Origin of the sequence: Streptomyces sp. NPDC059994, from assembly GCF_042737755.1 — a bacterium.
GTDB lineage: Bacteria > Actinomycetota > Actinomycetes > Streptomycetales > Streptomycetaceae > Streptomyces.
Map to the genome: position 1 here is coordinate 1 of NZ_JBHWUR010000114.1, position 23,871 is coordinate 23,871.

The 23,871-nt window shown below is 71.6% G+C and carries 25 protein-coding genes and 2 pseudogenes; 14 read left to right on the forward strand and 13 right to left on the reverse strand.

The features are described from left to right. The 6 genes from ACFWA7_RS34075 to ACFWA7_RS34100 all read left to right on the forward strand — a co-directional run. Positions 1-557: class F sortase (locus ACFWA7_RS34075; protein WP_385826953.1), on the forward strand; the 557-nt coding region annotated here is incomplete at its 5' end. A 286-nt stretch (positions 558-843) separates the two neighbouring features. Continuing rightward, positions 844-3,375 (forward strand): nitrite reductase large subunit NirB, encoded by a 2,532-nt coding sequence (nirB, locus tag ACFWA7_RS34080; RefSeq protein ID WP_385826955.1) that lies wholly within the window; start codon positions 844-846, stop codon positions 3,373-3,375. After that, a complete protein-coding gene (gene nirD, locus ACFWA7_RS34085; protein ID WP_385826957.1) occupies positions 3,372-3,737 on the forward strand; it encodes a nitrite reductase small subunit NirD in 366 nt (121 codons plus the stop codon). Before nirB ends, nirD begins: the two co-directional genes overlap by 4 nt. A 16-nt stretch (positions 3,738-3,753) precedes the next feature. Then, on the forward strand, positions 3,754-4,338 hold the full coding sequence (locus ACFWA7_RS34090; protein ID WP_385826959.1) for a TetR/AcrR family transcriptional regulator: 585 nt from the start codon (positions 3,754-3,756) through the stop codon (positions 4,336-4,338). Between the two features lie 80 nt (positions 4,339-4,418). Next, on the forward strand, positions 4,419-5,204 hold the full coding sequence (locus ACFWA7_RS34095; RefSeq protein ID WP_385826961.1) for an SDR family NAD(P)-dependent oxidoreductase: 786 nt from the start codon (positions 4,419-4,421) through the stop codon (positions 5,202-5,204). 54 nt (positions 5,205-5,258) lie between these two features. Next, positions 5,259-6,179, forward strand: a complete 921-nt coding sequence (locus ACFWA7_RS34100; RefSeq protein WP_385544890.1) for an oxidoreductase — start codon at positions 5,259-5,261, stop codon at positions 6,177-6,179. A gap of 321 nt (positions 6,180-6,500) precedes the next feature. Here the strand turns inward: ACFWA7_RS34100 and ACFWA7_RS34105 are convergent, their stop codons facing one another. Both ACFWA7_RS34105 and ACFWA7_RS34110 read right to left on the reverse strand, forming a co-directional pair. Further along, positions 6,501-6,752: a hypothetical protein gene (locus tag ACFWA7_RS34105; RefSeq protein WP_385826963.1), complete on the reverse strand. Its 252-nt coding sequence runs from the start codon at positions 6,750-6,752 to the stop codon at positions 6,501-6,503. Next, a complete protein-coding gene (locus tag ACFWA7_RS34110) occupies positions 6,749-7,096 on the reverse strand; it encodes a hypothetical protein (protein ID WP_385826965.1) in 348 nt (115 codons plus the stop codon). Before ACFWA7_RS34110 ends, ACFWA7_RS34105 begins: the two co-directional genes overlap by 4 nt. A 100-nt stretch (positions 7,097-7,196) precedes the next feature. On the opposite strand from ACFWA7_RS34110, the pseudogene ACFWA7_RS34115 reads away from it, so the two are divergent. Then, positions 7,197-7,583 (forward strand): annotated as a pseudogene (locus ACFWA7_RS34115) (amino acid permease); the annotation flags it as partial. Positions 7,584-7,825: 242 nt separating this feature from the next. On the opposite strand, the gene ACFWA7_RS34120 reads toward ACFWA7_RS34115, so the two are convergent. From ACFWA7_RS34120 to dusB, 3 genes are all read right to left on the reverse strand, one after another. Beyond that, positions 7,826-8,836: an ArsR/SmtB family transcription factor gene (locus tag ACFWA7_RS34120; protein ID WP_385544900.1), complete on the reverse strand. Its 1,011-nt coding sequence runs from the start codon at positions 8,834-8,836 to the stop codon at positions 7,826-7,828. 560 nt (positions 8,837-9,396) lie between these two features. After that, on the reverse strand, positions 9,397-12,120 hold the full coding sequence (ppdK, locus tag ACFWA7_RS34125; protein ID WP_385826967.1) for a pyruvate, phosphate dikinase: 2,724 nt from the start codon (positions 12,118-12,120) through the stop codon (positions 9,397-9,399). A 469-nt stretch (positions 12,121-12,589) separates the two neighbouring features. Further along, complete coding sequence (gene dusB / locus ACFWA7_RS34130) at positions 12,590-13,735, reverse strand: tRNA dihydrouridine synthase DusB (RefSeq protein ID WP_385544906.1); 1,146 nt, start codon at positions 13,733-13,735, stop codon at positions 12,590-12,592. A 64-nt stretch (positions 13,736-13,799) separates the two neighbouring features. Here dusB and ACFWA7_RS34135 point away from each other — a divergent pair, with 64 nt between their 5' ends. Beyond that, positions 13,800-14,744 (forward strand): MFS transporter, encoded by a 945-nt coding sequence (locus tag ACFWA7_RS34135; RefSeq protein ID WP_385826968.1) that lies wholly within the window; start codon positions 13,800-13,802, stop codon positions 14,742-14,744. Positions 14,745-14,835: 91 nt separating this feature from the next. On the opposite strand, the gene ACFWA7_RS34140 is transcribed toward ACFWA7_RS34135, so the two are convergent. From ACFWA7_RS34140 to ACFWA7_RS34155, 4 genes are all read right to left on the reverse strand, one after another. Further along, entirely contained in the window at positions 14,836-14,970 is a 135-nt protein-coding gene (locus tag ACFWA7_RS34140; protein ID WP_385826970.1) for a hypothetical protein, read from the reverse strand. A gap of 197 nt (positions 14,971-15,167) precedes the next feature. Then, a complete protein-coding gene (locus tag ACFWA7_RS34145) occupies positions 15,168-15,395 on the reverse strand; it encodes a hypothetical protein (RefSeq protein WP_385544912.1) in 228 nt (75 codons plus the stop codon). A 104-nt stretch (positions 15,396-15,499) separates the two neighbouring features. Continuing rightward, positions 15,500-15,682: a hypothetical protein gene (locus tag ACFWA7_RS34150; protein ID WP_385544915.1), complete on the reverse strand. Its 183-nt coding sequence runs from the start codon at positions 15,680-15,682 to the stop codon at positions 15,500-15,502. A gap of 62 nt (positions 15,683-15,744) precedes the next feature. Next, positions 15,745-15,948 carry a hypothetical protein gene (locus ACFWA7_RS34155; protein WP_385544918.1) on the reverse strand — a complete coding sequence of 68 codons (204 nt, stop codon included), beginning with the start codon at positions 15,946-15,948 and terminating at the stop codon, positions 15,745-15,747. Positions 15,949-16,092: 144 nt separating this feature from the next. Between ACFWA7_RS34155 and ACFWA7_RS34160 the strand changes: the two genes are divergently transcribed. Next, positions 16,093-16,929: a Scr1 family TA system antitoxin-like transcriptional regulator gene (locus ACFWA7_RS34160; RefSeq protein ID WP_385544921.1), complete on the forward strand. Its 837-nt coding sequence runs from the start codon at positions 16,093-16,095 to the stop codon at positions 16,927-16,929. Continuing rightward, positions 16,926-17,135: a DUF397 domain-containing protein gene (locus ACFWA7_RS34165; RefSeq protein WP_385544924.1), complete on the forward strand. Its 210-nt coding sequence runs from the start codon at positions 16,926-16,928 to the stop codon at positions 17,133-17,135. The genes ACFWA7_RS34160 and ACFWA7_RS34165 overlap by 4 nt, the downstream gene beginning before the upstream one ends. A gap of 83 nt (positions 17,136-17,218) precedes the next feature. Here ACFWA7_RS34165 and ACFWA7_RS34170 read toward each other — a convergent pair whose 3' ends face one another. Continuing rightward, a complete protein-coding gene (locus tag ACFWA7_RS34170; RefSeq protein ID WP_385826972.1) occupies positions 17,219-18,082 on the reverse strand; it encodes a helix-turn-helix transcriptional regulator in 864 nt (287 codons plus the stop codon). Positions 18,083-18,246: 164 nt separating this feature from the next. On the opposite strand from ACFWA7_RS34170, the gene ACFWA7_RS34175 reads away from it, so the two are divergent. From ACFWA7_RS34175 to ACFWA7_RS34185, 3 genes and pseudogenes are all read left to right on the forward strand, one after another. Beyond that, entirely contained in the window at positions 18,247-19,641 is a 1,395-nt protein-coding gene (locus ACFWA7_RS34175; protein ID WP_385544945.1) for an MFS transporter, read from the forward strand. Between the two features lie 28 nt (positions 19,642-19,669). Beyond that, a pseudogene (locus ACFWA7_RS34180) lies at positions 19,670-19,834 on the forward strand (aldo/keto reductase); the annotation flags it as partial. 52 nt (positions 19,835-19,886) lie between these two features. Next, positions 19,887-20,483: a TetR family transcriptional regulator gene (locus ACFWA7_RS34185; protein WP_385544930.1), complete on the forward strand. Its 597-nt coding sequence runs from the start codon at positions 19,887-19,889 to the stop codon at positions 20,481-20,483. Here ACFWA7_RS34185 and ACFWA7_RS34190 read toward each other — a convergent pair. From ACFWA7_RS34190 to ACFWA7_RS34200, 3 genes are read right to left on the reverse strand one after another with little or no spacing between them, the layout of a single operon-like run. Further along, positions 20,480-21,319 carry a DUF4097 family beta strand repeat-containing protein gene (locus tag ACFWA7_RS34190; protein ID WP_385544933.1) on the reverse strand — a complete coding sequence of 280 codons (840 nt, stop codon included), beginning with the start codon at positions 21,317-21,319 and terminating at the stop codon, positions 20,480-20,482. The genes ACFWA7_RS34185 and ACFWA7_RS34190 overlap by 4 nt on opposite strands. After that, entirely contained in the window at positions 21,316-21,969 is a 654-nt protein-coding gene (locus ACFWA7_RS34195) for a response regulator (RefSeq protein WP_385544936.1), read from the reverse strand. The genes ACFWA7_RS34190 and ACFWA7_RS34195 overlap by 4 nt, the downstream gene beginning before the upstream one ends. Next, positions 21,957-23,204, reverse strand: coding sequence for a sensor histidine kinase (locus ACFWA7_RS34200; RefSeq protein WP_385544939.1), 1,248 nt, complete (start codon positions 23,202-23,204; stop codon positions 21,957-21,959). The genes ACFWA7_RS34195 and ACFWA7_RS34200 overlap by 13 nt, the downstream gene beginning before the upstream one ends. Positions 23,205-23,382: 178 nt before the next feature. On the opposite strand from ACFWA7_RS34200, the gene ACFWA7_RS34205 reads away from it, so the two are divergent. After that, a complete protein-coding gene (locus tag ACFWA7_RS34205) occupies positions 23,383-23,772 on the forward strand; it encodes a hypothetical protein (RefSeq protein ID WP_385544942.1) in 390 nt (129 codons plus the stop codon). Positions 23,773-23,871: the final 99 nt, after the last annotated feature.

The window sequence follows — 23,871 nt, forward strand, 5'->3', positions numbered from 1 at the left end:
GCGCGGCGAGCACCGCCCCCGCCCCGGCGGGCGGCACCGGCCCCCCCCCCCCGCGCGCGGGCGCCGCCCGTACGGGCGGCGCCCTCGCGGGAGCGGCCCTGCCGCCCTCCGAGCCCGTACGCATCCGGATCCCGGCGATCCGGGTGGACGCGCCGGTGATGCGGCTCGGCCTGGCCCGGGACGGCAGCCTGGACGTGCCGCCGCCGGGCAGCAGCGGGTCCGCCGGGTGGTACAAGGACGGCACCGCGCCGGGGGCCGACGGCACGGCCGTGATGGCCGGGCACGTCGACGACGCGCGCGGGCCCGCCGTCTTCTACGCGCTGGGCGCGCTGAAGAAGGGCAGCCGGGTCGAGGTGGCCCGCGCGGACCGGCGCACGGCGCTCTTCACCGTCGACGCGGTCGAGGTGTATCCGGGCGACGCCTTCCCGGACCGGCGTGTGTACGGCCCGGCCGGGCGCCCGGAGCTGCGCGTGATCACCTGCGGCGGCGGCTTCGACGAGAAGTCGGGCTACCGGGGCAACGTGGTGGTCTTCGCCCATCTGACCGGCACGCGGTAAGGCCCCCCGGGGCAGCCGCGCCCCCTCCGCGTACCCCCCTCCGCGCGTCCCGTCGGCGCGCGGAGTGAGTACGCCCGGCTCACGGCCGCCCCCACCGCTTCCGCAGAACACTCACAGGCACCCCCTCGCGGGACTGAGCGGGCCGTTGCGCCCGGGAAACCGGTCAGATCCGACCGGGAAACAGCGGCCTTGCAGGCTGCGGTCATGGGTTCGGACACCGTGCCGGTCGGCCCGCCGGCCACCCCGCCCCCGCCGCACCCGCTCACCCACGACGGAGGGTTCCGACATGACCACACCCGCACCCTCGGCCGCAGCCCGCACGATCGTCGTGGTCGGCCACGGCATGGTCGGCCAGCGATTCCTGGAAGCCCTGGCCGAGAAGGGGGTCACCGACCACGCCCGCGTGGTGGTGCTCGGTGAGGAACCCCGCCCCGCCTACGACCGGGTCCACCTCACCTCGTACTTCACCGGCACCACACCCGACGAACTCTCCATGGTGGAGGACGGGTTCATCGAGAAGTACGGCATCGAGCTGCACCTCGGCGACCCCGCGCAGAGCGTGGACCGGGCCGCCCGCACGGTCACCGCGCGCTCCGGGAGCGTCTTCGCGTACGACGTCCTGGTGCTCGCCACCGGCTCGTACCCCTTCGTGCCGCCGGTGCCCGGCAAGGACCTGGCGGGCTGTTTCGTCTACCGGACCATCGAGGACCTGCTCGCCATCGAGGAGTACGCCCGCACCGCGACCACCGGCGCGGTGGTCGGCGGCGGGCTGCTCGGCCTGGAGGCGGCGGGCGCGCTCCAGGGGCTGGGACTGGCCACGCACATCGTGGAGTTCGCGCCGCGTCTGATGCCCGCCCAGGTCGACGACGGCGGCGGCGCGGCCCTCCTGCGCACCATCGAGAACATGGGCCTGTCGGTGCACACCGGCGTCGGCACCCAGGAGGTCACCGGTGAGCGGGCCGTGGACGGCATGCTCCTGTCCGACGGCTCCCGGCTCGACACCGACCTGGTCGTCTTCTCGGCCGGGGTGCGCCCGCGCGACCAGCTGGCCCGCGACTGCGGTCTGACGGTGGGCGAGCGCGGCGGCATCGTGGTCGACGAGCAGTGCCGCACCTCCGACCCGGCCGTCTACGCGATCGGCGAGTGCGCGCTGGCCTGCGACGGGAAGGTGTACGGCCTGGTCGCGCCCGGATACGAGATGGCGGTCGCGGTCGCCGACACCCTCGCCAGCGGCGAGGAGCAGCCGGAGAAGTCCTTCACCGGCGCCGACATGTCCACCAAGCTGAAGCTGCTCGGCGTGGACGTCGCCTCCTTCGGGGACGCGCACGGCACCGCCGAGGGCAGCCTCGACGTCGTCTACACGGACGCGCGCTCGGGCATCTACAAGAAGCTGGTCGTCTCCCCCGACGGCACCCTGCTCGGCGGGGTCCTGGTGGGGGACGCCGAGATGTACGGCACGCTGCGCCCGCTCACCGGCCACATCCCGCCGATCCCGGCCGAGCAGCTGGTGCTGCCCCCCGGCCTCGGCGCACCCGTCGCCCTCGGCCCGGAGGCGCTGCCCGACGACGCGGTGATCTGCTCCTGCCACAACGTCACCAAGGGCGCGATCACCCCGCTCGGCTCGCTGCCCGAGGTCAAGAAGTGCACCAGGGCCGGTACGGGCTGCGGCAGTTGCCTCAAGACCATCGAGAAGCTGCTGCCGAAGACCGGCGACGGCGGTCTGTGCGACTGCTTCGCCCACACCCGCCAGGAGCTGTACGAGATCGCGCTCGCGCTGCGCGTCGGCTCGTACCAGCAGCTCCTGGACGAGCACGGGCGCCCGGCCGCGCGCGGCGGCGACGGCTGCGAGATCTGCAAGCCCGCCGTCGCCTCCATCCTGGCGAGCCTCGGCAACGGCCACATCCTCGACGGCGAGCAGGCCGCGCTCCAGGACACCAACGACCACTTCCTCGCCAACATCCAGCGCAACGGCTCGTACTCGATCGTGCCGCGCATCCCCGGCGGCGAGATCACCCCCGAGAAGCTGATCGTCATCGGCGAGGTGGCCCGCGACTACGGCCTCTACACGAAGATCACCGGCGGCCAGCGCATCGACCTCTTCGGCGCGCGGGTCGACCAGCTCCCGGTGATCTGGGCGCGGCTGGTGGCCGCCGGGTTCGAGTCGGGCCACGCGTACGGCAAGTCGCTGCGCACCGTGAAGTCCTGTGTGGGGCAGACCTGGTGCCGCTACGGAGTGCAGGACTCGGTCAGGATGGCGATCGAACTGGAGCTGCGCTACCGGGGTCTGCGCTCCCCGCACAAGCTGAAGTCGGCGGTCTCGGGGTGCGCCCGCGAGTGCGCGGAGGCCCAGTCCAAGGACTTCGGCGTGATCGCCACGGCCAACGGCTGGAACCTGTACGTGGGCGGCAACGGCGGGGCGACCCCGCGCCACGCGGACCTGCTGGCCCAGGACCTCGACGACGACGAACTCGTCCGTCTGATCGACAGGTTCCTCATGTTCTACATCCGCACCGCCGACCGCCTGGAGCGCACCTCGGTGTGGCTGGAGCGGATCGAGGGCGGCCTCAAGCACGTCAAGGACGTGGTGGTCGACGACTCACTCGGCATCTGCGACGAGCTGGAGGCGCTGATGGCCACCCATGTCTCCGCGTACCGCGACGAGTGGGCCGAGACGGTCGAGGACCCCGAGCGCCTCGCCCGGTTCGTCTCCTTCGTCAACGCGCCCGGCACTCCCGACCCCACGGTCCGGTTCGTGCCCGAGCGCGGCCAGATCAAGCCCGAACTGCCCATCCTGACCCTGGAGGTGGCCGCACGATGAACAACGCGACGACGAACAACCCCACGATCAACGACAGCAGCATCCGACTCCTGCTGGACGACGGCTGGTTCGAGGTCTGCGAGCGCGCGCGGCTCATCCCGGGCCGGGGGGTCGCCGCGCTGCTGCCCGACGGGCGCCAGGCGGCGGTCTTCACCGACCGCACCGGACGCGCGTACGCGATCGACAACCGCGACCCGTTCACCGGCGCGTACGTCATGTCGCGCGGACTGCTCGGTACGGCGCAGGGCCGGGCCTTCGTCGCCTCGCCGCTGCTCAAGCAGCGCTTCGACCTGGAGACGGGCCAGTGCCTGGACGACGACGAGGTCTCCCTCCAGGTGTACTTGACCGATCATTCCATATAGCCTTACTGTCGTCCTCGTGGCCAGGACCAAGGAATTCGATCCGGACGCCGCACTCCAGTCGGCCACAGAGCTGTTCTGGCGGCGCGGCTACGAGGCGACATCGATGGCGGACCTCGTCGAGCACCTCGGCATCGGCCGCGCCAGCATCTACGCGACCTTCGGCAACAAGCACGAGCTGTATCTGAAGGCGCTCGACCGGTACGGCGAGACACACAGCGCGATCCTGTTCCGCGAGCTGTCGGCGCCGGGCCCCGCACTGCCCGCGGTGCGGGCCGTCGTCCGCCGCTTCGCCGCCGAGTCGACTGCCCCGGAAACCCGCCTGAACGGCTGTTTCGCCACCAACACCGCCGCCGAGATGGGCCCGCACGACGCCGCCGCGGCCCGTCGGGTCGAGCAGGCCTGGGAGCGGCTGGAGACGCTGCTGCACTCCGCGCTCGTACGGGCCGGGGCCCAGGGCGAGCTGCCGCCCGAGCGCGATCCGCGCTCGCTGGCCCGTCTTTTCCTGGTGCTCATGCAGGGCATGCGGGTGATGGGCAAGGCGTCCGACGACCCGGCGAGGGTGCGGGAGGCGGCCGAGGCCGCGCTGGCACTGCTGGACTGAACAAGACAGCCCCGACGCGGGCGCCGCACCATGGCGGCGCCCGCTTCCTTCTCCCCCAATAACAGAATGATTGGTCAAAAATGTCTACTCGCTCAGCTGCCGCCCGCTTCACCGGCAGGGCCGCGCTCGTCACCGGGGCCGGATCCGGGATAGGCCGGGCCATCGCACTCGCCTTCGCCGCCGAGGGGGCCCGGGTGGCCGTCGCCGGACGTACCGCGGCCTCGCTCGACGAGACCGTGGCACTGATCGAGGAGGCGGGCGGGGTGGCGGCCGCGTTCACCGCCGATGTGTCCCGCGCCGAGGACGTGCGCGCCCTGGTGTCGGCCGTCGTCGACCGCTTCGGCTCGCTCGACGTCGCCGTGAACAACGCCGCGGTACTGCGCGGCAAGGGCGGCGCGGCCCTCGCCGACCTGGCGCCCGAGGACTGGCAGGCCATGCTCGACACCAACCTCACCGGCGTCTTCCTCGCCCTCCAGGCCGAGGTCGCCCAGATGCGCGCCCAGGAGCACGGCGGCGCGATCGTCAACATCGGCTCCAACCTCGGCGCCCACAAGCGGACCCCGGGCGCCGCCGGGTACCTCACCACCAAGGCCGCGGTCTCCGCGCTGACCCGGGCCGCCGCCCTCGACCACATCCAGGACGGCATCCGTATCAACGCGGTCAGCCCCGGCGCCTCCGCCACCACGATGTCGCTGCGCGCGGGCGAGACGGAGGCCGAGCGCGCGGCGCGGATGAAGACGGACTCGCCGCTGGGCCGGGTCTCGACCACCGCCGAGATCGCGGCGGCGGTCCTCTATCTGGCCTCGGACGACGCGGCGTCGGCGGTGGGCACGGACCTGGTGATCGACGGCGGCTCGGCCGCCTGAGCCCCGGCCCGGCGGCCCTACTGCCCGGACCTACCGGACGGTACGGTGGGCCGCATGACTCAGGGCTGGAGCGCGAGGGACATCCCCGACCAGAGCGGCCGTACGGCGGTCGTCACCGGGGCGAACAGCGGCATCGGACTCATCACGGCACGCGAACTCGCCCGCAAGGGCGCGCACGTGATCCTGGCCTGCCGCAGCGAGGCCCGGGGCAAGGAGGCGGAAGCGCTGATCAACCGTCAGGTATACGGCGCGAACGTCCGGTTCGTACCGCTCGACCTGGCGGATCTGTCCTCGGTCCGGGCGTTCGCAGAAACGTATCAGCAGGACAGTCTGGACCTGCTGATCAACAACGCGGGTGTGATGGCGCTGCCGTACGGCAGGACGGCGGACGGCTTCGAGCGGCAGTTCGGGGTCAACCACCTGGGCCACTTCGCGCTCACGGGCCTGCTCCTGTCCCAACTCCGGGCGGCCCCGGCGGCGCGGGTGATCTCGGTCTCCAGCGGTCTGCACGCCCTCTCCAACATCGACCTCGCAGACCTCAACAGCGAGCGCCGCTACCGCCGTTGGATCGCCTACGCCCGCTCCAAGACGGCCAACCTCCTCTTCGTCCACGAGCTGTCCCGCCAGCTGCGGTCGGCGGGCTCGGCCGTGGTGGCCGCCGCCGCGCACCCCGGCTACGCCTCGACCAACCTCCAGACGGCCGGCGCCCGCATGGAGGGCCGCCGCGCCGCCGAACGCCTGGCCCAACTCGGCAACCGCCTCCTGGCCCAGCCCGCCGAGGCCGGCGCCCTCCCCACGCTGTACGCCGCCACGGCCCCGTCCGTCCGCCCCGACTCCTTCACGGGCCCCCGCCTCCAGGGCTGGCGCGGCGCCCCCGCGAGATCGTCCCGAGCGAAGTGGACCCTGGACGACGGGACGGGGGAGCGTCTGTGGGTGGCTTCTGAGGAGCTTACGGGGGTGCGGTACGGGTGGTAATTCCTGCGGCCACGCCCCCGGATCCCCCGTTTGCCTGCGGGCGAGTGGGGGCTGGTCGAGCAGTTCCCCGCGCCCCCTTTCGGCCCGGTTTTCGTCTGCGGGTTGGCTTTGGCTGATCGCGCAGTTCCCGCGCCCCCAAGGCACAAGGGGCGCGGCACCTACAGCCCCCGGGCGTTTGATGAGCGGAGCTCCCTAAGGGGCGCGGGGAACTGCTCGACCAGCCACACTCGGCCCGCAGACGAACAGGATCCGGGGCGGAGCCCCGCAAGCGGGGTCCAGGGCCGCAGCCCCCGGGAAGCCCCCCACCCACTCCCGGAGGGTTCAGGCAAGCGGATTGCCCGGGGCCGGGGTGACCCGGCTGAACGAGGTCACGACGGCTCGGAACCCGGCGTGATCGTGCTGCCGGGCGGTGTGCCGGATCGCCCAGTCCTCCGGTCCCGCCCGCTCGTCGGAGGGCGGGGAGGCGTCGAGGCACGTCGTGCACTCCATTACGTGGATCGCTCCGGAGGCGCCGGGAGTCTGGTCCGAGCCGAGCATCCACTCCGCGTACCGGATCACCGAGCGGGGGCTCACGGCGTCCGCTCCGGCGACGGCATCTGACGCAGCCGGGTCTGCCCGAGCGCCACCAGCTCGGCCACGGCCCGCGCCGCGCACACGCAGCCCACGGCGGCTGGTGGCAGGGCCCAGTACGGTCCGGGCCGGGCGGTCAGGTCGACGCGCGGCACACCCAGCCACGTTCCCGGGCGCAGGCACTCGACGTCCGGCACCTTCCAGTGGGCCTCAGCGACAGCAGACCCCGCCCCGAGCCGGTGACGGCGGCGGCGCGGCATCCTGGCGCACACCAGCGCATCCCGGCCCGACCGGCGGCGGCTGTAGCCGTCTGCCAGGTATGCCCGTCCAGGGGCGGGCAGGGGCACATCCCCACCCCGTCAAGACCCCGTAAGGAACCCGCCCCCACCCGACAAGGCCCCGCCAAGAACCCCCGGGTCCGGGCGGCGCGCGGCGCAGGATCGGGGCATGCTGATCAAGCCGATGACCCGGGCCGCCGACCCCGCGGCCGAGGAACCTCCCGGAACCGGGGCCGGAGCCACAGGCGCGCGCGGCGGGGCCGACCCCCACCGCCTGACCGCCACCCAGGGCCTCGCCGCCCTCTCCCTCGATGCCATGGCCTCCGTCGCGTACGGCCCCGAGGCCATCGTGCTGGTGCTGGCCGCGGCCGGGTCGTACGGGCTCGGGTTCACCCTGCCCGTGACGCTCGCCATCGCCGCCCTGCTCGCCGTGCTCGTCGCCTCGTACCGGCAGGTCATCGCCGCGTTCCCGAACGGCGGCGGCTCGTACGCGGTGGCCCGCGCCCACCTGGGCCCGCGCACCGGCCTGGTCGCCGCGGCCTCGCTGATCCTCGACGGACGCGGTGATCTGCCGCCTGCGCTTCCGGCTCTGAGGGAGCCTGCACTTCCGGCTCTGCGGGCGCCTGCACTTCCGGCTCTGCGGACCCCTGCGCTTCCGGCTCTGCGGACCTCCGCGCTTCCGTCCCTGACGGCGGGCGGCCCGCGTCCGGCAAGCCCCGGCACCCCCCGGCGGGCCCGCGTCCGAGGACCCGCCGGGGAGCGACCGTTTCAAGCCACCCCCCGGGAGCCCCGTACGCCCTACAGCGTCGCCGGGGCGGAACGTTCCGCCATCACCGGCTGGCCACCCCGCAGCAGCGCCGTCCCCAACGGGGTCAGCGTGTGCAGCACCGCGCTCCCGTGCCGCAGGGTCACCAGCAGCCCGGCCTCCCGCAGGACGCCGGCGTGCTGGCTGGCCGAGGCGAGCGACACCCCCGCCCGGCGGGCGAGTTCGCTCGTCGTGCAGCCGTGGCCTATCGACTGGAGCACCGCCGAGCGGGTGTGCCCGACCAGCCGGCCGAGCGAGGGGCCGGGCGCGGTGCCCGCGCCCTGTCTCTCGTACGGCGTGAGGGTGTGCGTCACCGGATACACCAGCACCGGCGGCAGCAGCGGGTCCTGGAGCGTCACCGGCGTACGGCGGCAGAAGAAGGACGGCTGCAGCAGCAGCCCGCGGCCCTCCAGGTACACGTCCCGGTCCACCGGGTAGTCCGCCTCCAGGACGGGGGCCCGCCAGCGCATCATCGGCGGGAGCGAGGCGAGGAGTTCGTCCGCCCCGCCGTCGAGGAGCGCGCGGCCGCGGGCGGCCCGGTCGGCGTCGACGCGGGCCTGGATGTGCGTCCAGTACGGCGAGATGGCGGCCCGGTGGTAGCTGCGCAGCGCGCCCATGAGACGGTCCAGCGGCTCGCCGCGGCCCTCGGCGAGCGCCCGCACCCACCGGGGCAGCCCCCGGGGCCCCGCGACCCGGGAGAGCTCGTCGTACAGCCGGTCCTGTCCCGTCTCGCGCACGACTTCGAGCCCTGACTCGATGGTGTGCGGCCCTTCGGCGGGCGTGAGGAAGTCGGGAAAATAGCCGCGGCCCGGCACCACTGCGGAGAGCAGACGTGTTTCACCGTTCAACCGGGTACGCGTTTCCGTTCGCCATTCACCGAAGACTAGGGCGCCCCGACGGTCTCTTAATCGATGAAAGCTGAGAATCGTTTCCCACAGCGCGTCCGGACCAGGCGCCATGCGCACCCGGGCCAGGTCCACGCCAGTGAAATGAATACGCAGCACCGAATCTCCACCTGTCTCGAATGTTGCAACGTGTTGCATCGTGTTGCATCCGCAATCGTCCCGCCCCTGAGTATGCCTACCGTCACAGGCCGTGACCACCGGCCTTTCAGCCACACTTGAAAGGCATCGCGAGCAGCCGGTGTGTACCGAAAAGCTGTACGACGTCGGGCACGACACCGGGCCGACCGGAAAGACGTTGTGAGGACCGTGGGGGGCTTTGCTTCGTCTGGCGGCGGTAGGCATGGTGGCGGCTCCGTGCCCGGCGGGGATGACTGAGGGCGTTTCACGGTTGGGGATCCGTCAACCGCACTCTGCATTTAGGGCCAAGGGCCCGTTGAATGTCCGCGCTTCAACAGGAATTAAGCGGAAGCACGCCCAGGAAACATCTGTGCCCGCATCTGAGCCCGCATCTGTGCCCGGCCCGGAGCAAGCAGGAGAAGGGCACGCGGGCAAGCGGAAGGGGCGGCACCCCCGCACAGGGTGCCGCCCCTTCTCTGTGGATCCGGAGCCGCCACCGGATCGGTGTTGAGGGTCGGGGACCCGGTGGCGGCTCCGGGGCCCTATCGGGAGTCGCTGCCCTTCGACTCCGCCGCCGCGCGGCCCGCCTCCAGGCGCGCCACCGGGATGCGGAACGGCGAGCAGGACACGTAGTCCAGGCCCACCTCGTGGAAGAAGTGCACCGACTCCGGGTCGCCGCCGTGCTCGCCGCAGACGCCCAGCTTCAGGTCGGGGCGGGTGGCCCGGCCGGCCTCGACGGCGGAGCGCACGAGCGCGCCGACGCCGTCCTTGTCGATGGTCTCGAACGGCGAGACCCCGAAGATGCCCTTCTCCAGGTACGCGGTGAAGAAGCTCGCCTCCACGTCGTCCCGCGAGAAGCCCCAGACCGTCTGGGTCAGGTCGTTGGTGCCGAAGCTGAAGAACTGGGCCGCCTCGGCGATCTGGCCCGCCGTCAGGGCGGCGCGCGGCAGCTCGATCATCGTGCCGATGGTGAGCTTGAGGTCGGTACCGGTGGCCGCCTGGACCTCGGCGATGACCTGGTCGGCCTCGTCGCGGACGATCTCCAGCTCCTGGACCGTGCCGACCAGCGGAATCATGATCTCCGCACGCGGGTCGCCCTTGGCGCCCCGGCGCTCGGCCGCGGCCTCCGCGATCGCCCGCACCTGCATGGCGAACAGACCGGGGATGACCAGACCGAGACGTACGCCGCGCAGGCCCAGCATCGGGTTCTGCTCGTGCAGCTTGTGCACGGCCTGGAGCAGCCGCAGGTCGTTCTCGTTGGCGTCCTTGCGGGACTCGGCGAGCGCGACGCGGACCGACAGCTCGGTGATGTCGGGCAGGAACTCGTGCAGCGGCGGGTCGAGCAGCCGTACCGTCACCGGCAGACCGTCCATCGCCTCGAAGAGCTCGACGAAGTCCTTCTTCTGGAGCGGCAGCAAGGCACTGAGTGCCGTCTCGCGCTCCTCGTCGGTGTCGGCCAGGATCAGCCGCTCGACCATCTCGCGGCGCTCGCCGAGGAACATGTGCTCGGTGCGGCACAGGCCGATGCCCTGGGCGCCGAACCGCCGTGCCCGCAGGGCGTCCTCGGCGTTGTCGGCGTTGGCCCGTACGCGCAGGCGGCGTACCCGGTCCGCGTACGCCATGATCCGGTGCACGGCCGCGACCAGCTCGTCCGCGTCGTCGGCGCCCGCGTGCATGCGGCCCTCGAAGTACTCGACGACCGGCGACGGCACGACCGGGACCTCACCGAGGTACACCTTGCCGGTGGAGCCGTCGATGGAGACGACGTCGCCCTCCTCGACGACCACACCGCCCGGCGCGGTCATCCGCCGCCGCTTGGTGTCGACCTCCAGCTCCTCGGCGCCGCAGACACAGGTCTTGCCCATGCCGCGCGCCACGACCGCCGCGTGCGAGGTCTTGCCGCCGCGCGAGGTCAGGATGCCCTCGGCGGCGATCATGCCGTCCAGGTCGTCCGGGTTGGTCTCGCGGCGGATCAGGATGACCTTCTCGCCCGAGCGGGACCACTTGATGGCGGTGTACGAGTCGAAGACCGCCTTGCCGACCGCGGCGCCCGGGGAGGCGGCGATGCCGCGCCCGAGCTGCTCGACCTTGGCCTGGTCGTCGAAGCGCGGGAACATCAGCTGGGCCAGCTGGGCGCCGTTGACGCGCTGGAGCGCCTCGGCCTCGTCGATCAGGCCCTGGTCCACCAGCTGGGTCGCGATCCGGAAGGCGGCACCGGCGGTGCGCTTGCCGACCCGGGTCTGGAGCATCCAGAGCTGGCCGCGCTCGATGGTGAACTCGATGTCGCAGAGGTCCTTGTAGTGGGTCTCAAGGGTCTCCATGATCTGCATGAGCTGGTCGTACGACTTCTTGTCGATCGACTCCAGCTCGGCCAGCGGCACGGTGTTGCGGATACCCGCGACGACGTCCTCGCCCTGGGCGTTCTGCAGGTAGTCGCCGTAGACGCCCTGGTGGCCGGAGGCGGGGTCGCGGGTGAAGGCGACGCCGGTGCCCGAGTCGGGGCCGAGGTTGCCGAACACCATCGAGCAGATGTTGACGGCGGTGCCCAGGTCGCCCGGGATGCGCTCCTGGCGGCGGTAGAGCTTGGCGCGGTCGGTGTTCCACGACTCGAAGACCGCCTTGACGGCGAGGTCCATCTGCTCGCGCGGGTCCTGCGGGAAGTCGCGTCCGCACTCGGTCTTGACGACCTTCTTGAAGTGCTTGACCAGCTTCTTCAGGTCGGCGGCGTCGAGGTCGGTGTCGACGGTGACCTTCTTGGCGGCCTTGGCGGCCTCAAGGGCGTCCTCGAAGAGCTCGCCGTCCACGCCGAGCACGGTCTTGCCGAACATCTGGATGAGGCGGCGGTAGGAGTCCCAGGCGAAGCGCTCGTCGCCGGACTGCTTGGCGAGACCGGTCACCGAGGCGTCGGACAGCCCGATGTTGAGGACGGTGTCCATCATGCCGGGCATGGAGAACTTGGCGCCCGAGCGTACGGAGACGAGCAGCGGGTCGTCGGCCTGGCCGAGCTTCTTGCCCATCTTCTGCTCAAGGGCGTCGAGGTGCGCGCTGACCTCGTCGCGCAGCGCGGCCGGCTCCTCACCGCTGTCGAGGTAGACCTTGCACGCCTCGGTGGTGATGGTGAAGCCGGGAGGGACCGGCAGGCCGAGGTTGGTCATCTCGGCGAGGTTCGCGCCCTTTCCACCGAGCAGGTCCTTGAGGTCCCTGTTCCCTTCGGTGAAGTCGTAGACGAACTTCTGGCTGTGCTGGAGGTCTTTGTCTTCCGACACGGGTCCCGACTCCTCGGCTCCGAAATAGCGTGGCGGCTGCCCTGACGGCGAGGAACATACCCAGATCGAAGGTGTCTGGGTACGTCCACTTGCGCGTCATGGGGCCTTAACCACTCGTCCGCCACCAGATCGAAAGTAACCGCAAGGTAACCGGAGCGATCTCGATGCGTTCACTCCCTGAACCCGGATGCGCCAAGAATGCGGGTTCCGTGCTCATTTCACGCTCTTCTGAGCACCCATGGGCACAGGTGAGTTCACTTCTTGAACACTGAAGGGGTGGCACTCAGTGCCACCCCTTCTAGAGATGCAGCCGCCTCGAAAGTGCTCATCTGAGCGCAACCCCTATCAGGGGTGGCGAGAATCACGCCGTCGGGCGGGCCGGAATTCCACGATCCGGACCCTGGATCACGCCCACGCGAAACGGCGGAACCGGGTCCGGCTCCGCCGTTTTCCTCCAGTTGGTACCGGTTTACCCGCCTGAGGTGTCCAGCTCGGCGTCCATGCTGACGCCCGAGCAGTCGTACGGGTCCTTCAGCCAGCCGTCCGGCAGGACCACCCGGTTGTTGCCCGAGGTGCGCCCGCGCGGCCCGTCTGCGCCGTCCGGCCACCCCTGGTCCAGGTCGAGCTCGCTCAACTGAGCGCTCAGCTCCTCCAGGGACGAGGTGATCGCCAGCCGCTTGCGCATCTCCGAACCGACCGCGAACCCCTTGAGGTACCAGGCCACGTGCTTGCGGAAGTCGATCACACCGCGCGACTCGTCGCCGATCCACTCGCCGAGCAGCGTCGCGTGCCGCACCATCACATCCGCGACCGTGCGCAGCGTGGGGCGCGCGTAGGAGTCCGTACCCTCGAACGCGGCCACCAGGTCGCCGAAGAGCCAGGGGCGGCCGAGGCAGCCGCGGCCCACGACGACGCCGTCGCAGCCGGTCTCCTTCATCATCCGCAGCGCGTCCTCGGCGGACCAGATGTCGCCGTTGCCGAGCACCGGGATCTCCGGGACGTGCTCCTTCAGGCGCGCGATGGCGTCCCAGTCGGCGGTGCCGCCGTAGTGCTGGGCGGCGGTGCGGCCGTGCAGCGCTATCGCGGTGACGCCCTCCTCGACGGCGATCCGCCCGGCGTCCAGGAACGTGATGTGGTCGTCGTCGATGCCCTTGCGCATCTTCATGGTGACCGGCAGGTCCCCAGCGTTGGAGACGGCCTCGTTGAGGATGGCGCGCAGCAGCGGGCGCTTGTAGGGCAGGGCCGATCCCCCGCCCTTCCTCGTCACCTTGGGCACGGGGCAGCCGAAGTTCAGGTCGATGTGGTCGGCCAGGTCCTCGTCGACGATCATCCGGACCGCCTTGCCGACGGTGACCGGGTCGACCCCGTACAGCTGGATCGAGCGGGGCGTCTCCGTCTCGTCGAAGTGGATCAGCTGCATGGTCTTCTCGTTGCGCTCGACCAGCGCCCGCGTCGTGATCATCTCGCTCACGAACAGCCCCTTGCCGCCGCTGAACTCGCGGCACAGGGTACGGAACGGGGCATTGGTGATGCCGGCCATGGGTGCCAGCACCACGGGAGGCTGCACGGCATGCGGGCCGATGTTGAGCGTGGTCATCCAGCCATTGTCGCGCATCCCCGCAGTAATTAGTTAGCCGTACTACATGGACCAAGTCATTAGTTAGCCGTACTACCGACGGATGCCCGATCTCAGCCCCCGGCGGCGCATACTCGTGCTGGCGATCTGCTGTATGAGTCTGCTGATCGTCGGCCTCGACAACACGATCCTGAACGTGGCGCTGCCCACCATGCAGCGCGAACCGCACACCACGGTCTCCGGGATGCAGTGGACGATCGACGCTTACACGCTCGTCCTCGCCTCCCTGCTGATGCTCTCCGGCTCGACGGCCGACCGGATCGGCCGCCGCCGGGTCTTCATGGCGGGCCTGATCGTCTTCACCCTCGGCTCGCTGCTCTGTTCGCTCGCCCCCAGCGGGGCGACGGTGATCGCGGTCTCGGTTTTCGCCGCGCTGGGCGGCTTCCTGTTCGTCAACACGCTCTACCTACAGAACGTACGCGGCCTCAACGCCCTGCACGCCGGGCTCTACATGGTGCCGATGGCGGCGGTCACCCTCGTCGTGGCACCGCTGTCGGGACGCCTGGTCGCGAGCCGGGGCCCACGGCCGTCGCTGCTGATCGCGGGCGTCACGATGGCCGCGAGCGGGCTGGTGTTCTCGGCGTTCCGGGGCGAGCCGTCGACGCCTCTGCTCTTCACCGGGTACGTCCTGGTCGGCCTCGGCTTCGGCATGGTCAACTCCCCCATCACCAACACGGCCGTCTCCGGAATGCCCCGCTCCCAGGCGGGCGTCGCGGCGGCGGTGGCCTCCACCAGCCGCCAGACGGGCCAGACGCTGGGCGTCGCCGTGATCGGCGCGGTCCTCGCGGGCGGCCTGTCGGGCGCGGCCCCGGGCGGCTACGCCGACGCCTTCCCGGACGCGGCCCGCCCGGCCTGGTGGATCATCACCGGGTGCGGCCTGGCCGTCCTCCTCATGGGCGCGGCCACCAGCGGCCGCCGGGCCAGGGAGTCGGCGCGGCGGACGGCGGAGCGGCTGGAGACGGAAGTGGTGGGGGCGGGGGTCTCGTGACCACCGGGGCGCCTCCACGCGCGCGTGGAGTGCGGTCGCCGCCTTACGCGCGCGTGGATCCCTTTACTCCGACGGGCGAACACCAGGGGTTCTACGCCGCCACCTGGGCCAGGCTCGCGCAGACTTCCTGAATCGTGGGGCGATCGGCCGGATTGCGGCGCATCATCTGGTCCACCAGCTTGCCCAAGGTGCCCGGTACGTTGATCGGCCGATGGGGCTTGTCCACGATGGCGGCCGTCTCCGCTTCCCGGGAACGAGGCGTGCGACCGGAGGCGGGCGACCGGGCGGGGCCTTGCAACCCGACCCCCGGCCGGAACGGGACCACTTCGGTGGCTGGGCCTCGCCGGGGGCCGGGAACTCATGGACGTACGTGGTGTGGGTACCCCAGGCCGCGGACGCTCGGGGCGACCAGGACGACTCGGCTCACGCCTCTGCCCTCGCGTGCTCCTCCGCAGCCTCGCGGGCAGCCTCCGGGTTCGCGGCCGCTTCAAGGCGGTTGACCGTCACCCGGCGCGCCTGTTCCTGCGCATGGTCAAGGACCACGCACGCCACGTCCTCCAGGCGGCGCGTGAAGATCCCATGCCCCGTCTCGGCGGTGTGCGACATGATCGCGACGCTTCCCGCCTCAAGGTCGTTCGTCGCGGCCAGCATCCACTTACATCCGCTGCCGTGGAGGCACCGGGCCGTCATGGTCACTTCGCTGGACGGGTGCCGCAGCACCCTGTGGACAACGCCCCGCGGCGTGCTTCCGGCACTCACTGGAACGCCTCCTCGCCGGGCCACGCCAGGTGGGCGGGATGGCGCGTGATCTCCGCGTCCGCCCTCTGGACCCTCTTGCGCTCTCGCGCCTCGCGAGCCACCTCACGGTCGGCGCGCCAGGCGTCACAGCAGTCGCACCCCGGGGCGCCGACCGGCTCCGGACCGTAGGTCGGGTCCACCGCGCTGACAGGTACTGCGTCGTACTCCGACCCTGCCGGCAGTCCAACCGGAAACGCCCACATCAGCGCCACCCGCCCACAGGGGTCTCGAACACGCGGACCCGCTCCAGCTCCTCGGGGGAAAGGTGCCGCAGGGCTTCCGGCGCCGTGGCCCACTCGGTTCCCCCGCCGGGGGGACGCAGATAGACGCTCCCTTCGTAGCGCTGCTGCACTACGCCGACCCTGTCGTCATTCGCGGTGTCCGCCACGTATTCCGGGCTGGTCATGATCCCGCCCTCTCGGCGGCCCTGTTCTCGCCGGACATGACCGCTCCTCTCCGTAGTGCTATTACTACCGGGCGCGTTCAGCGTGGCTCACACCTGGGGACCATTCAACTTGCTGGAAGCGAACGGAAGGTTGGTGAACATCCTTTGAACCGCAAGGAGTTGAGGCCGGACGCCTCGCCGCAGGCGGCATACGGGGCGCGTCTGCGCAGCCTGCGGGAGGCGCGGGGCTGGACCCAAGATGATCTTGGCGACCGCATGGAATATTCCAGTGTGCATATTTCGGCGGTGGAAACTGGCCGGAAGCCTCCGACTCTCCGGTTCTCGCGTAGTGCGGACCGGGCGCTCGGCCTTGAGGGCGCCGCGGACACGTTCGAGCGCGAGTACCGGCAGATGCGTCAAGGGAGCCTGCTGGAGGGGTTCCCGGAGTACGTCAAGTACGAGGGGCGGGCGGTTGAGGTCCGGTTGTACGAAGTGGGCGTCATCCCCGGTTTGCTTCAGACCACGGAGTACGCGGCAACGCTGGAAGCCGACGCGGTTCGGCGGGAGGCGAGCACGCCCGAACAGGCCGAAGAACGAGTGCGGTTGGTGGCCCGCAGGCAATCCACGCTCGCCCGCACCCCGTCCCCGTTGATCCATGCCGTGCTTGACGAAAGCTGTATTCGGCGGCCGATGGGCGACTCTTCGGTCATGGCGGCCCAGTTCGATCGTCTGCTGGAGTTCGCCGCGATGCCGAACACCTTGCTCCAGGTCGCCCCGTTCAGCATGGGGGCGAGGAGGCCATTCAGCCTGCCGGTAACCGTGTTGACCATGCCGGACCGCTCGATCATGTCCTATGCCGAGTCAGCGCAGCGGGGACATCTGGAGCGGGACGGCGCCGCTGTGGTGGCCATACTTAAGGCATACCATCAGCTACAGGCCGAGGCGTTGCCGCAAGCGGCGTCCGTGGCTCTGATCGACCAGTTTCGAAAGGGTTCCCAGTGACGACCGAATCCCCCCGCTGGTTCACGAGTTCGTACAGCGGTAACGGCGGCCAGTGCGTACAGGTCGCCACGAACCTTGCCGCCACGCGCGGCATGGTCCCCGTCCGTGACTCCAAGACCCCGAACGGCCCGGCCCTGAACCTTCCCGCAGGCGCCTTCTCTTCCTTCGTGGCAAGTCTCAAGGCCGGAGAGTTCGGCTCCATCTGAACGTGCACCAGGACCACCAGGCGCCCCGCCGCTCCACGCCTTGAGGAGCGGCGGGACTTCCTGCCACCAGCGGCTGCCGGGCCTTACGCCGACACGCCCTGCGGAGCCGCCATCTCCAGCAGCCGCTCAAGCCCCGCACGCGATGCGGCGTCCAGCGGAACGTACGTCACCAGGCGCGGGCCCGAGGACGGCCCCAGCCACAGGTTGGTGTGTTCCAGGTGCAGCAGGCCCACATGGGCGTTGCGGATGTACTTCTCGCGGCCGCTCTGGTCGACCACCTCGTGGCGGGCCCAGATCTCGCGGAACTCGGGCGAGCCGTTCTCCAGCCGGTTCAGGAGCGTCTTCCAGGCGGGCTCGGCCAGGTGCTCGGCCATGGAGGCGCGGAACTTGGCGGCCATCATGCGGTTGACGTCCGGCAGATCGGCGACCGCCGCGCGCCAGTCGTTGTTGGTGAAGGCCAGCCACATGCAGTTGCGGTCCTCGGGCGGCAGCGCGTCCAGGTCGCAGAGGAGCCTGGCGTACGTGCGGTTGTACGCCAGGATGTCGTACCGGCTGTTCTGGATGCAGGCGGGCAGCGGCTCCAGCTGGTCCAGCATCGCGCGCAGCGACGGAGTCACCGTCGGGCAGGGCGCGTTGGGGTTCGGGTCATTGGTGCCCGCGAGGGCGAAGAGGTGCGCGCGCTCGCTGCGGTCCATCAGCAGGGCGCGCGCCAGCGCGTCCAGGACCTGGGCGGAGACCTGGATCTCCCGGGCCTGCTCCAGCCAGGTGTACCAGGTGACGCCGACGGCGGAGAGGTGGGCGACCTCCTCGCGGCGCAGCCCGGGGGTGCGCCGGCGGCGGCCGTGCGGCAGGCCGACCTGTTCGGGCGTGATGCGCTCGCGGCGGCTGCGCAGGAACTCCGCCAGCTCGTGCCTGCGGACGTCGGACTCCGGGGCCACAGTGGTCATGGAACCAGGGTGCCGCACCGCCCACCCCATTGCCAGGTACTGCGTGTACCAGGATAAAGAGACTCTGGTACCAGGCTGAGCGAAGGACGATCGTCTTCTGCGTGAGCAATGACGTGAGTACTTCCGGATCCACATCCACCGCAGAGGTCGCCGCCGTCCCGGTCATCCGCCACGGCGGCGCGGCGATCGGCTCGCTCGGGCTGTTCACCGTACTGCTCGGCGCGGCCCTGCCCCTGATCGACTTCTTCATCGTCAACGTCGCCCTGCCCACCATGGAGAAGGACCTGTCCGCGGGCCCGGCCACGCTGGAACTGGTGGTCGCGGGCTACGGCGTCGCGTACGCCGTGCTGCTCGTCCTCGGCGGCCGGCTCGGCGACACCGCCGGGCGGCGCCGGCTCTTCCTCGTCGGCATGGCCGCCTTCGGCGTGACCTCGCTGGCCTGCGGCCTGGCGCCGACCGCGTGGACGCTCGTCGCGGCCCGGGTCGCCCAGGGCGCCGCGTCCGCGCTGATGCTGCCGCAGGTCCTCGCCACCATCCAGGCCACCACGGCCGGACCGCGCCGGGCCCGCGCGATGAGCCTGTACGGGGCGACCGCGGGGCTCTCCATGGTCGCCGGGCAGATCCTCGGCGGCGTGCTGGTCGCCGCCGACATCGCGGGCAGCGGCTGGCGCGCGGTCTTCCTGGTCAACGTGCCGGTGGTAATCGTCGGACTGGTGCTCGCGGTCCGCAGTGTGCCGGAGACCCGCTCCGACCGGCCCGCCTCGGTGGACGTGCCCGGCACGCTGCTGCTCGCGCTCTCGCTGATCAGCCTGCTGCTGCCGCTGACCGAGGGGCGCGCGGCCGGGTGGCCGCTGTGGACCTGGGTCTCGCTCGCCGTCTTCCCGTTCGCCGCCTTCGCGTTCTTCCGGACCGAGCAGCGGGCCGACCGCCTCGGCGGTACGCCGCTGGTGCCGCCGAGCCTGCTGCGGCTGCCCTCGCTGCACCGCGGCCTCGTCATGATCGTGCCGTTCTCGGTCGGCTTCAGCGGCTTCATGTTCGTGATCGCGGTCGTCCTCCAACAGGGCCTGCGGATGGGCCCGGTGTCCGCCGGGCTCGCCCTGGTGCCGATGGCGGTGGCGTTCTTCGCCGCGTCGCTCGCCGGGCCGCGTCTGATCGGCCGGTACGGGAGCCGGGTCGTCACCACCGGTGGCCTCATCCAGGGCCTCGGCATCACGGTCCTGTTGCTCACCGCCTGGCAGGACTGGTCCGGCCTCGGGATCGCCGAGCTGGCGCCGGGCGTCGCGCTCGCCGGGCTCGGCCAGGGCCTCCAACTGCCGGTGCTGTTCCGGATCGTGCTCTCCGACGTCCCGACCGACCGCGCGGGTGTGGGCAGCGGCGTCCTGGTCACCACCCAGCAGTCCGCCCTCGCCCTCGGCGTCGCCACTCTCGGCAGCCTCTTCCTCTCGCTGGCGCCCTCGATGGGCACCCGGGACGCGCTTGCGGTGACCTTGCTGGTGCAGCTGGCGGCGGTGGTGCTCACGGTGCTGCTGAGCCTGCGGCTGCCGAAGACGGTGGGGTGACGGCCGACCGGCAGATGCGGGGTGACAGGTCGGCGCCCGCCGCCGGGACCGCCTCACCGAGGCGCTCGGCGCCCTGGACGTCACGTTCGACGCCCGGGACCTGGCCGCGATCGAGGCGGCGGTCCCGTCCGGAGCGGCCTCGGGCGAGCGCTACCCGGCGGCGCAGATGGCCCATCTGGACAGCGAGCACTGAGTTGTCCACAGGGCCGGGCCCGGTGGCGGACACGGCGGGTAACGTCAAGGTCATGAGTACGGAACCACTGACCGCCGAGCGCATCCTCGAAGCGACCGTGGAAGTGCTGCGCCGCCACGGCCCGGCGAAGGCCACGGTCGTCGATGTCGCCCGCCAGCTCGGCGTCAGCCACGGCAGTGTGTACCGCCACTTCCGTACGAAGTCGGCGCTGCGGGAGGCCGTCACCAAGCGCTGGCTGGACCGCACGACGCGCGAGCTGAGCTCCATCGCGGACGAGCCCGAGGACGCGGAGGCGTCGCTGCGCGCCTGGCTGGCGGGGCTCTTCGAGGCCAAGCGACGCAAGGCGGGCGACGACCCCCAGCTGTTCGCGACGTACGAGGTGCTGCTCGCGGAGAACAGCGCGGTGGTCGAGGAGCACATCACCGAACTGGTCGCGCAGATCGAGCAGATCGTCCACCGGGGCGTGGAGCGCGGTCAGTTCACGTCCCTGGGTCCGGACGCGAACGTGGCCCGCGCGGTCTTCGACGCCACCAGCCGCTTCCACGACCCGGCGTACGCACCGCAGTGGCTCAAGCCGGAGATCCTGGCGGAGTTCGGGGCCGTGGCCGACCTGGTCCTGGGCGGGCTGCGGCTCCCCCAGGGCCGCTAACGCCAGCGGGTGTAGTCCACGGTGGCGGCGCCCGAGCCGGAGGACACCGTGATGAGGCGGTCCGAGGCCGGGTCGCGCAGGGAGTCCTTGATGTCGCGGGCGCCCGAGCCCTTGGTGCCCTCGACCCGGTAGCGGGAGCCCGGGGGGACGAAGAGGTCGACGCTGCCCGAGCCGGCGGAGGCGGTGACCTCGCGGGGCGGGGTGACGAACTCCAGCTCCGCGTGGCCGGAGCCGGAGTGCACCTCGGCCACGGTGGAGCCGATCGCGGCGCCGCTGAAGGAGCCGGAGCCGACGGATGCGTTGATCGGGCCGCGTACGCCGTAGAGCTTGACGCTGCCGGAGCCGCCGTCGACGTCGACCGGGCCGGTGAGGCCGCTGACCCGGACGGTGCCGGAGCCGCTGTTCACCTTGAGCGCGACCCCGGCGGGCACGGTCAGGTCCAGCTCGACGGAGCAGCCGAGGCTGGTGACGGCGAACCTGCCGTCGCACTCGGGCCGCAGTCTGAGCGTGTCGCCGTCCCACTCCTTGGCGACCTTGGGCTTGCGCAGCGACCAGGAGAGCCGCTCCTGGATGCGGACCTCGCCGTCGACGCCCGGCGTCACGGTCAGCTCGGCGCTGCCCGCGTCCACCTGGATCGTCTTTACCGGGTGGCGGTCGCTGGTCTCGACGCTGGTGTGGCTGGAGGTCTGGCGGGCGTACTGCGCGTACACCTCGAAGCCCAGCGGCGCGGCCACGAACAGCGCGCTGAGCACGGCGGCCAGGATCCACAGCCCCCGGTGCCGGCGGCGCTCGCGGTCCGTGCCGGGGCCCGGGGGGCGGGTGTCGGTGGCGGTCATGAGCCGCCGTCCAGGAACCGCAGGACCGCCAGGACGCGGCGGTGGTCGCCGTCGGCGACGGGCAGGTCGAGCTTGGCGAAGATGCTGTTGATGTGTTTGGCGACGGCGCTCTCGCTGACGACCAGCTGCTCGGCGATGCCCGCGTTGGAGCGGCCCTCGGCCATCAGGGCGAGGACTTCGCGTTCGCGCGGGGTGAGGCGTTCCAGCGGGTCGTTGCCGCCGCCCCGGCGCAGCAGCAGCTGGGCGACGACCTGCGGGTCGAGCGCGGTACCGCCGCCCGCGACGCGCTTGAGCGCGTCGATGAACTCCTCGACGTCGGCGACCCGTTGCTTGAGGAGGTAGCCGATGCCGCCGCTCTGGGCGGTGAGCAGGTCGGCCGCGTACCGCTCCTCGACGTACTGGGAGAGCAGCAGAACGGCGGTGTCAGGCCACTGCTGACGGATCATCAGGGCGGCTCGTACGCCCTCGTCGGTGAAGCCGGGCGGCATCCGCACGTCCACCAGGGCCAGCTTCGGCCGGTGTTCCTCGACGGCGGCGAGCAGCCCCTCGGCGTCCTCCGCCTCGGCGGCCACCTCGAACCCCGCCATCTCCAGGACCTTGACGAGTCCTATCCGCAGCAGCACCGAATCCTCGGCGATCACAGCCCGCACGGCAGCTCCACAGTGATGACGGTCGGGCCCCCGAGGGGGCTGTTGATCCGGATGGTCCCGTCCACGGACCCTACGCGTTTGGCGAGGCCCCGCAGTCCGGTGCCGGCGGCGGCGTCGGCGCCGCCCGCCCCGTTGTCGGAGACGGTGAGGCGGAGCAGGTCGCCGCGGCGGCCGATCTGGACGGAACAGCGCGTCGCCCGTGCGTGCTTGGCGACGTTCGCCAGCGCCTCGGAGACGACGAAGTAGGCGACGGCCTCGACCGTGGGGGCCGGGCGGCGGTCGATGTCGACGGTGAGCTCGACGGGCAGCGGGGCGCGGGCGGCGATGCCGGACAGGGCGGCGTCCAGGCCCCGGTCGTCGAGGACGGCCGGGTGCAGCCCGCGCACCAGGTTGTTGAGCTCCTCGATGGCCTCCTTGGCCTCGCGGTGCGCCTCGTCGATGACGGCTCTGGCCTCGGGCGGCAGATCGGTGAGGGTGGCGCGGGCCAGGCCCAGGTTCATGGCGAGGGAGACGAGGCGCTGCTGGGCGCCGTCGTGCAGGTCGCGCTCGATGCGGCGGCGCTCGGCGTCGGCGGCGTCCAGTACCCCGGCGCGGCTCTCGGCCAGGGTCTCCACGCGCCGCTCCAGCTCCTTGGCCCGGTTGGGGCCGAGCAGGGCGGCGGCCGCGTGGCCGTCGAGCCGGGCGGTGGCGGCCGCGAACCAGGGGGTGGCGAGCAGGAGCAGCACCCCGCCGACGGAGAACAGGACGTACGTGTCGGCCCAGCCCGGGAGCCGGGCGTTCAGCGGCAGCGCCCACAGCCACGACATGACGAAGGCGCACACGAAGCCCACCGCCCAGCCGCACACCACCAGGACGCCCGCCACCGCGGCGAGCGGGGCGACGAGGAGGTGGTAGCCGTACTGCCGCCAGGTCGACTCCGACCGCAGCCGCTCGACGAGCCCGCGCCAGCTCAGCCTGCGGCTGCGCCAGGTGATGCCCGGCACGTCGAGGCCGAGCAGCGACCAGAAGCGGCTGCGCTGCAGCGCGGTGAGGAGCGGGCTGAGGACGAGCACGAACAGCAGGGCGCTGGGGGTGTGTCCCGGTGCCATGACCATGTACGTGACGGAGCCTGCGGCGGGCAGGGCGAGCGGTATGCCCGCCGCCGCGAAGGTGGTGTTGCGCCAGGCCCACGCCGACCACGGGGCGTGCGCGGCGGCCCAGTCGAACGCGCGCCGCAGCGGGCCGGGAGTTGCCATGTGCATACCGTAAACGCCCAGTTCGGAGCGGTGCCATCACGCTACTGCCCGCTCGGGGGTATAGCTGGCACCACCCTCAGGTCGGACAGTCGCGCTACTGATCTCAACCGCCGGGCAAACGAGGCTTGTTGCCGTGCCCGGCGGAGAGACCGCCAGGGCCGGAAGGAGCCCCGCCGCCATGACGCTCGTCGCCCCGCAGACCCGCATCCGCCGGCCGCGCCTCGCGACGCTGCTGACGGGGGCGGGGGTTTCTCTGGTGCCGTGGATGGTGGTCCTCGCGCAGACCCTGCCGCAGACCGTCGAGGTCTCCCACTGGCCCGCGGCGTGGATCGGCCTCGACGCGGCGCTCGCCGTCGGGCTCGTGGGGACCGGGCTGTTGCTGCGGCGCCGGGACCCGCGGGTGTCGCCCGCGGCGGCCGCGACGGGAGCGCTGCTCTTGATGGACGCGTGGTTCGACGTGACGACCGCCGCGCCCGGTCCCGAGTTCGCGACCGCCGTGGCACTGGCCGTGCTCGCGGAGTTGCCGCTCGCGGCGGCGTGCGCGGTCCTCGCGGGGCGGGGCGTGTAGGACGTCAGCTGCGGACCGTGCTGGGCTGAGCGCGCAGTTCCCCGCGCCCCTAACTGCAAAAGGCCTGGCCCCGTACCGCATGCTCATGCGGTACGGGGC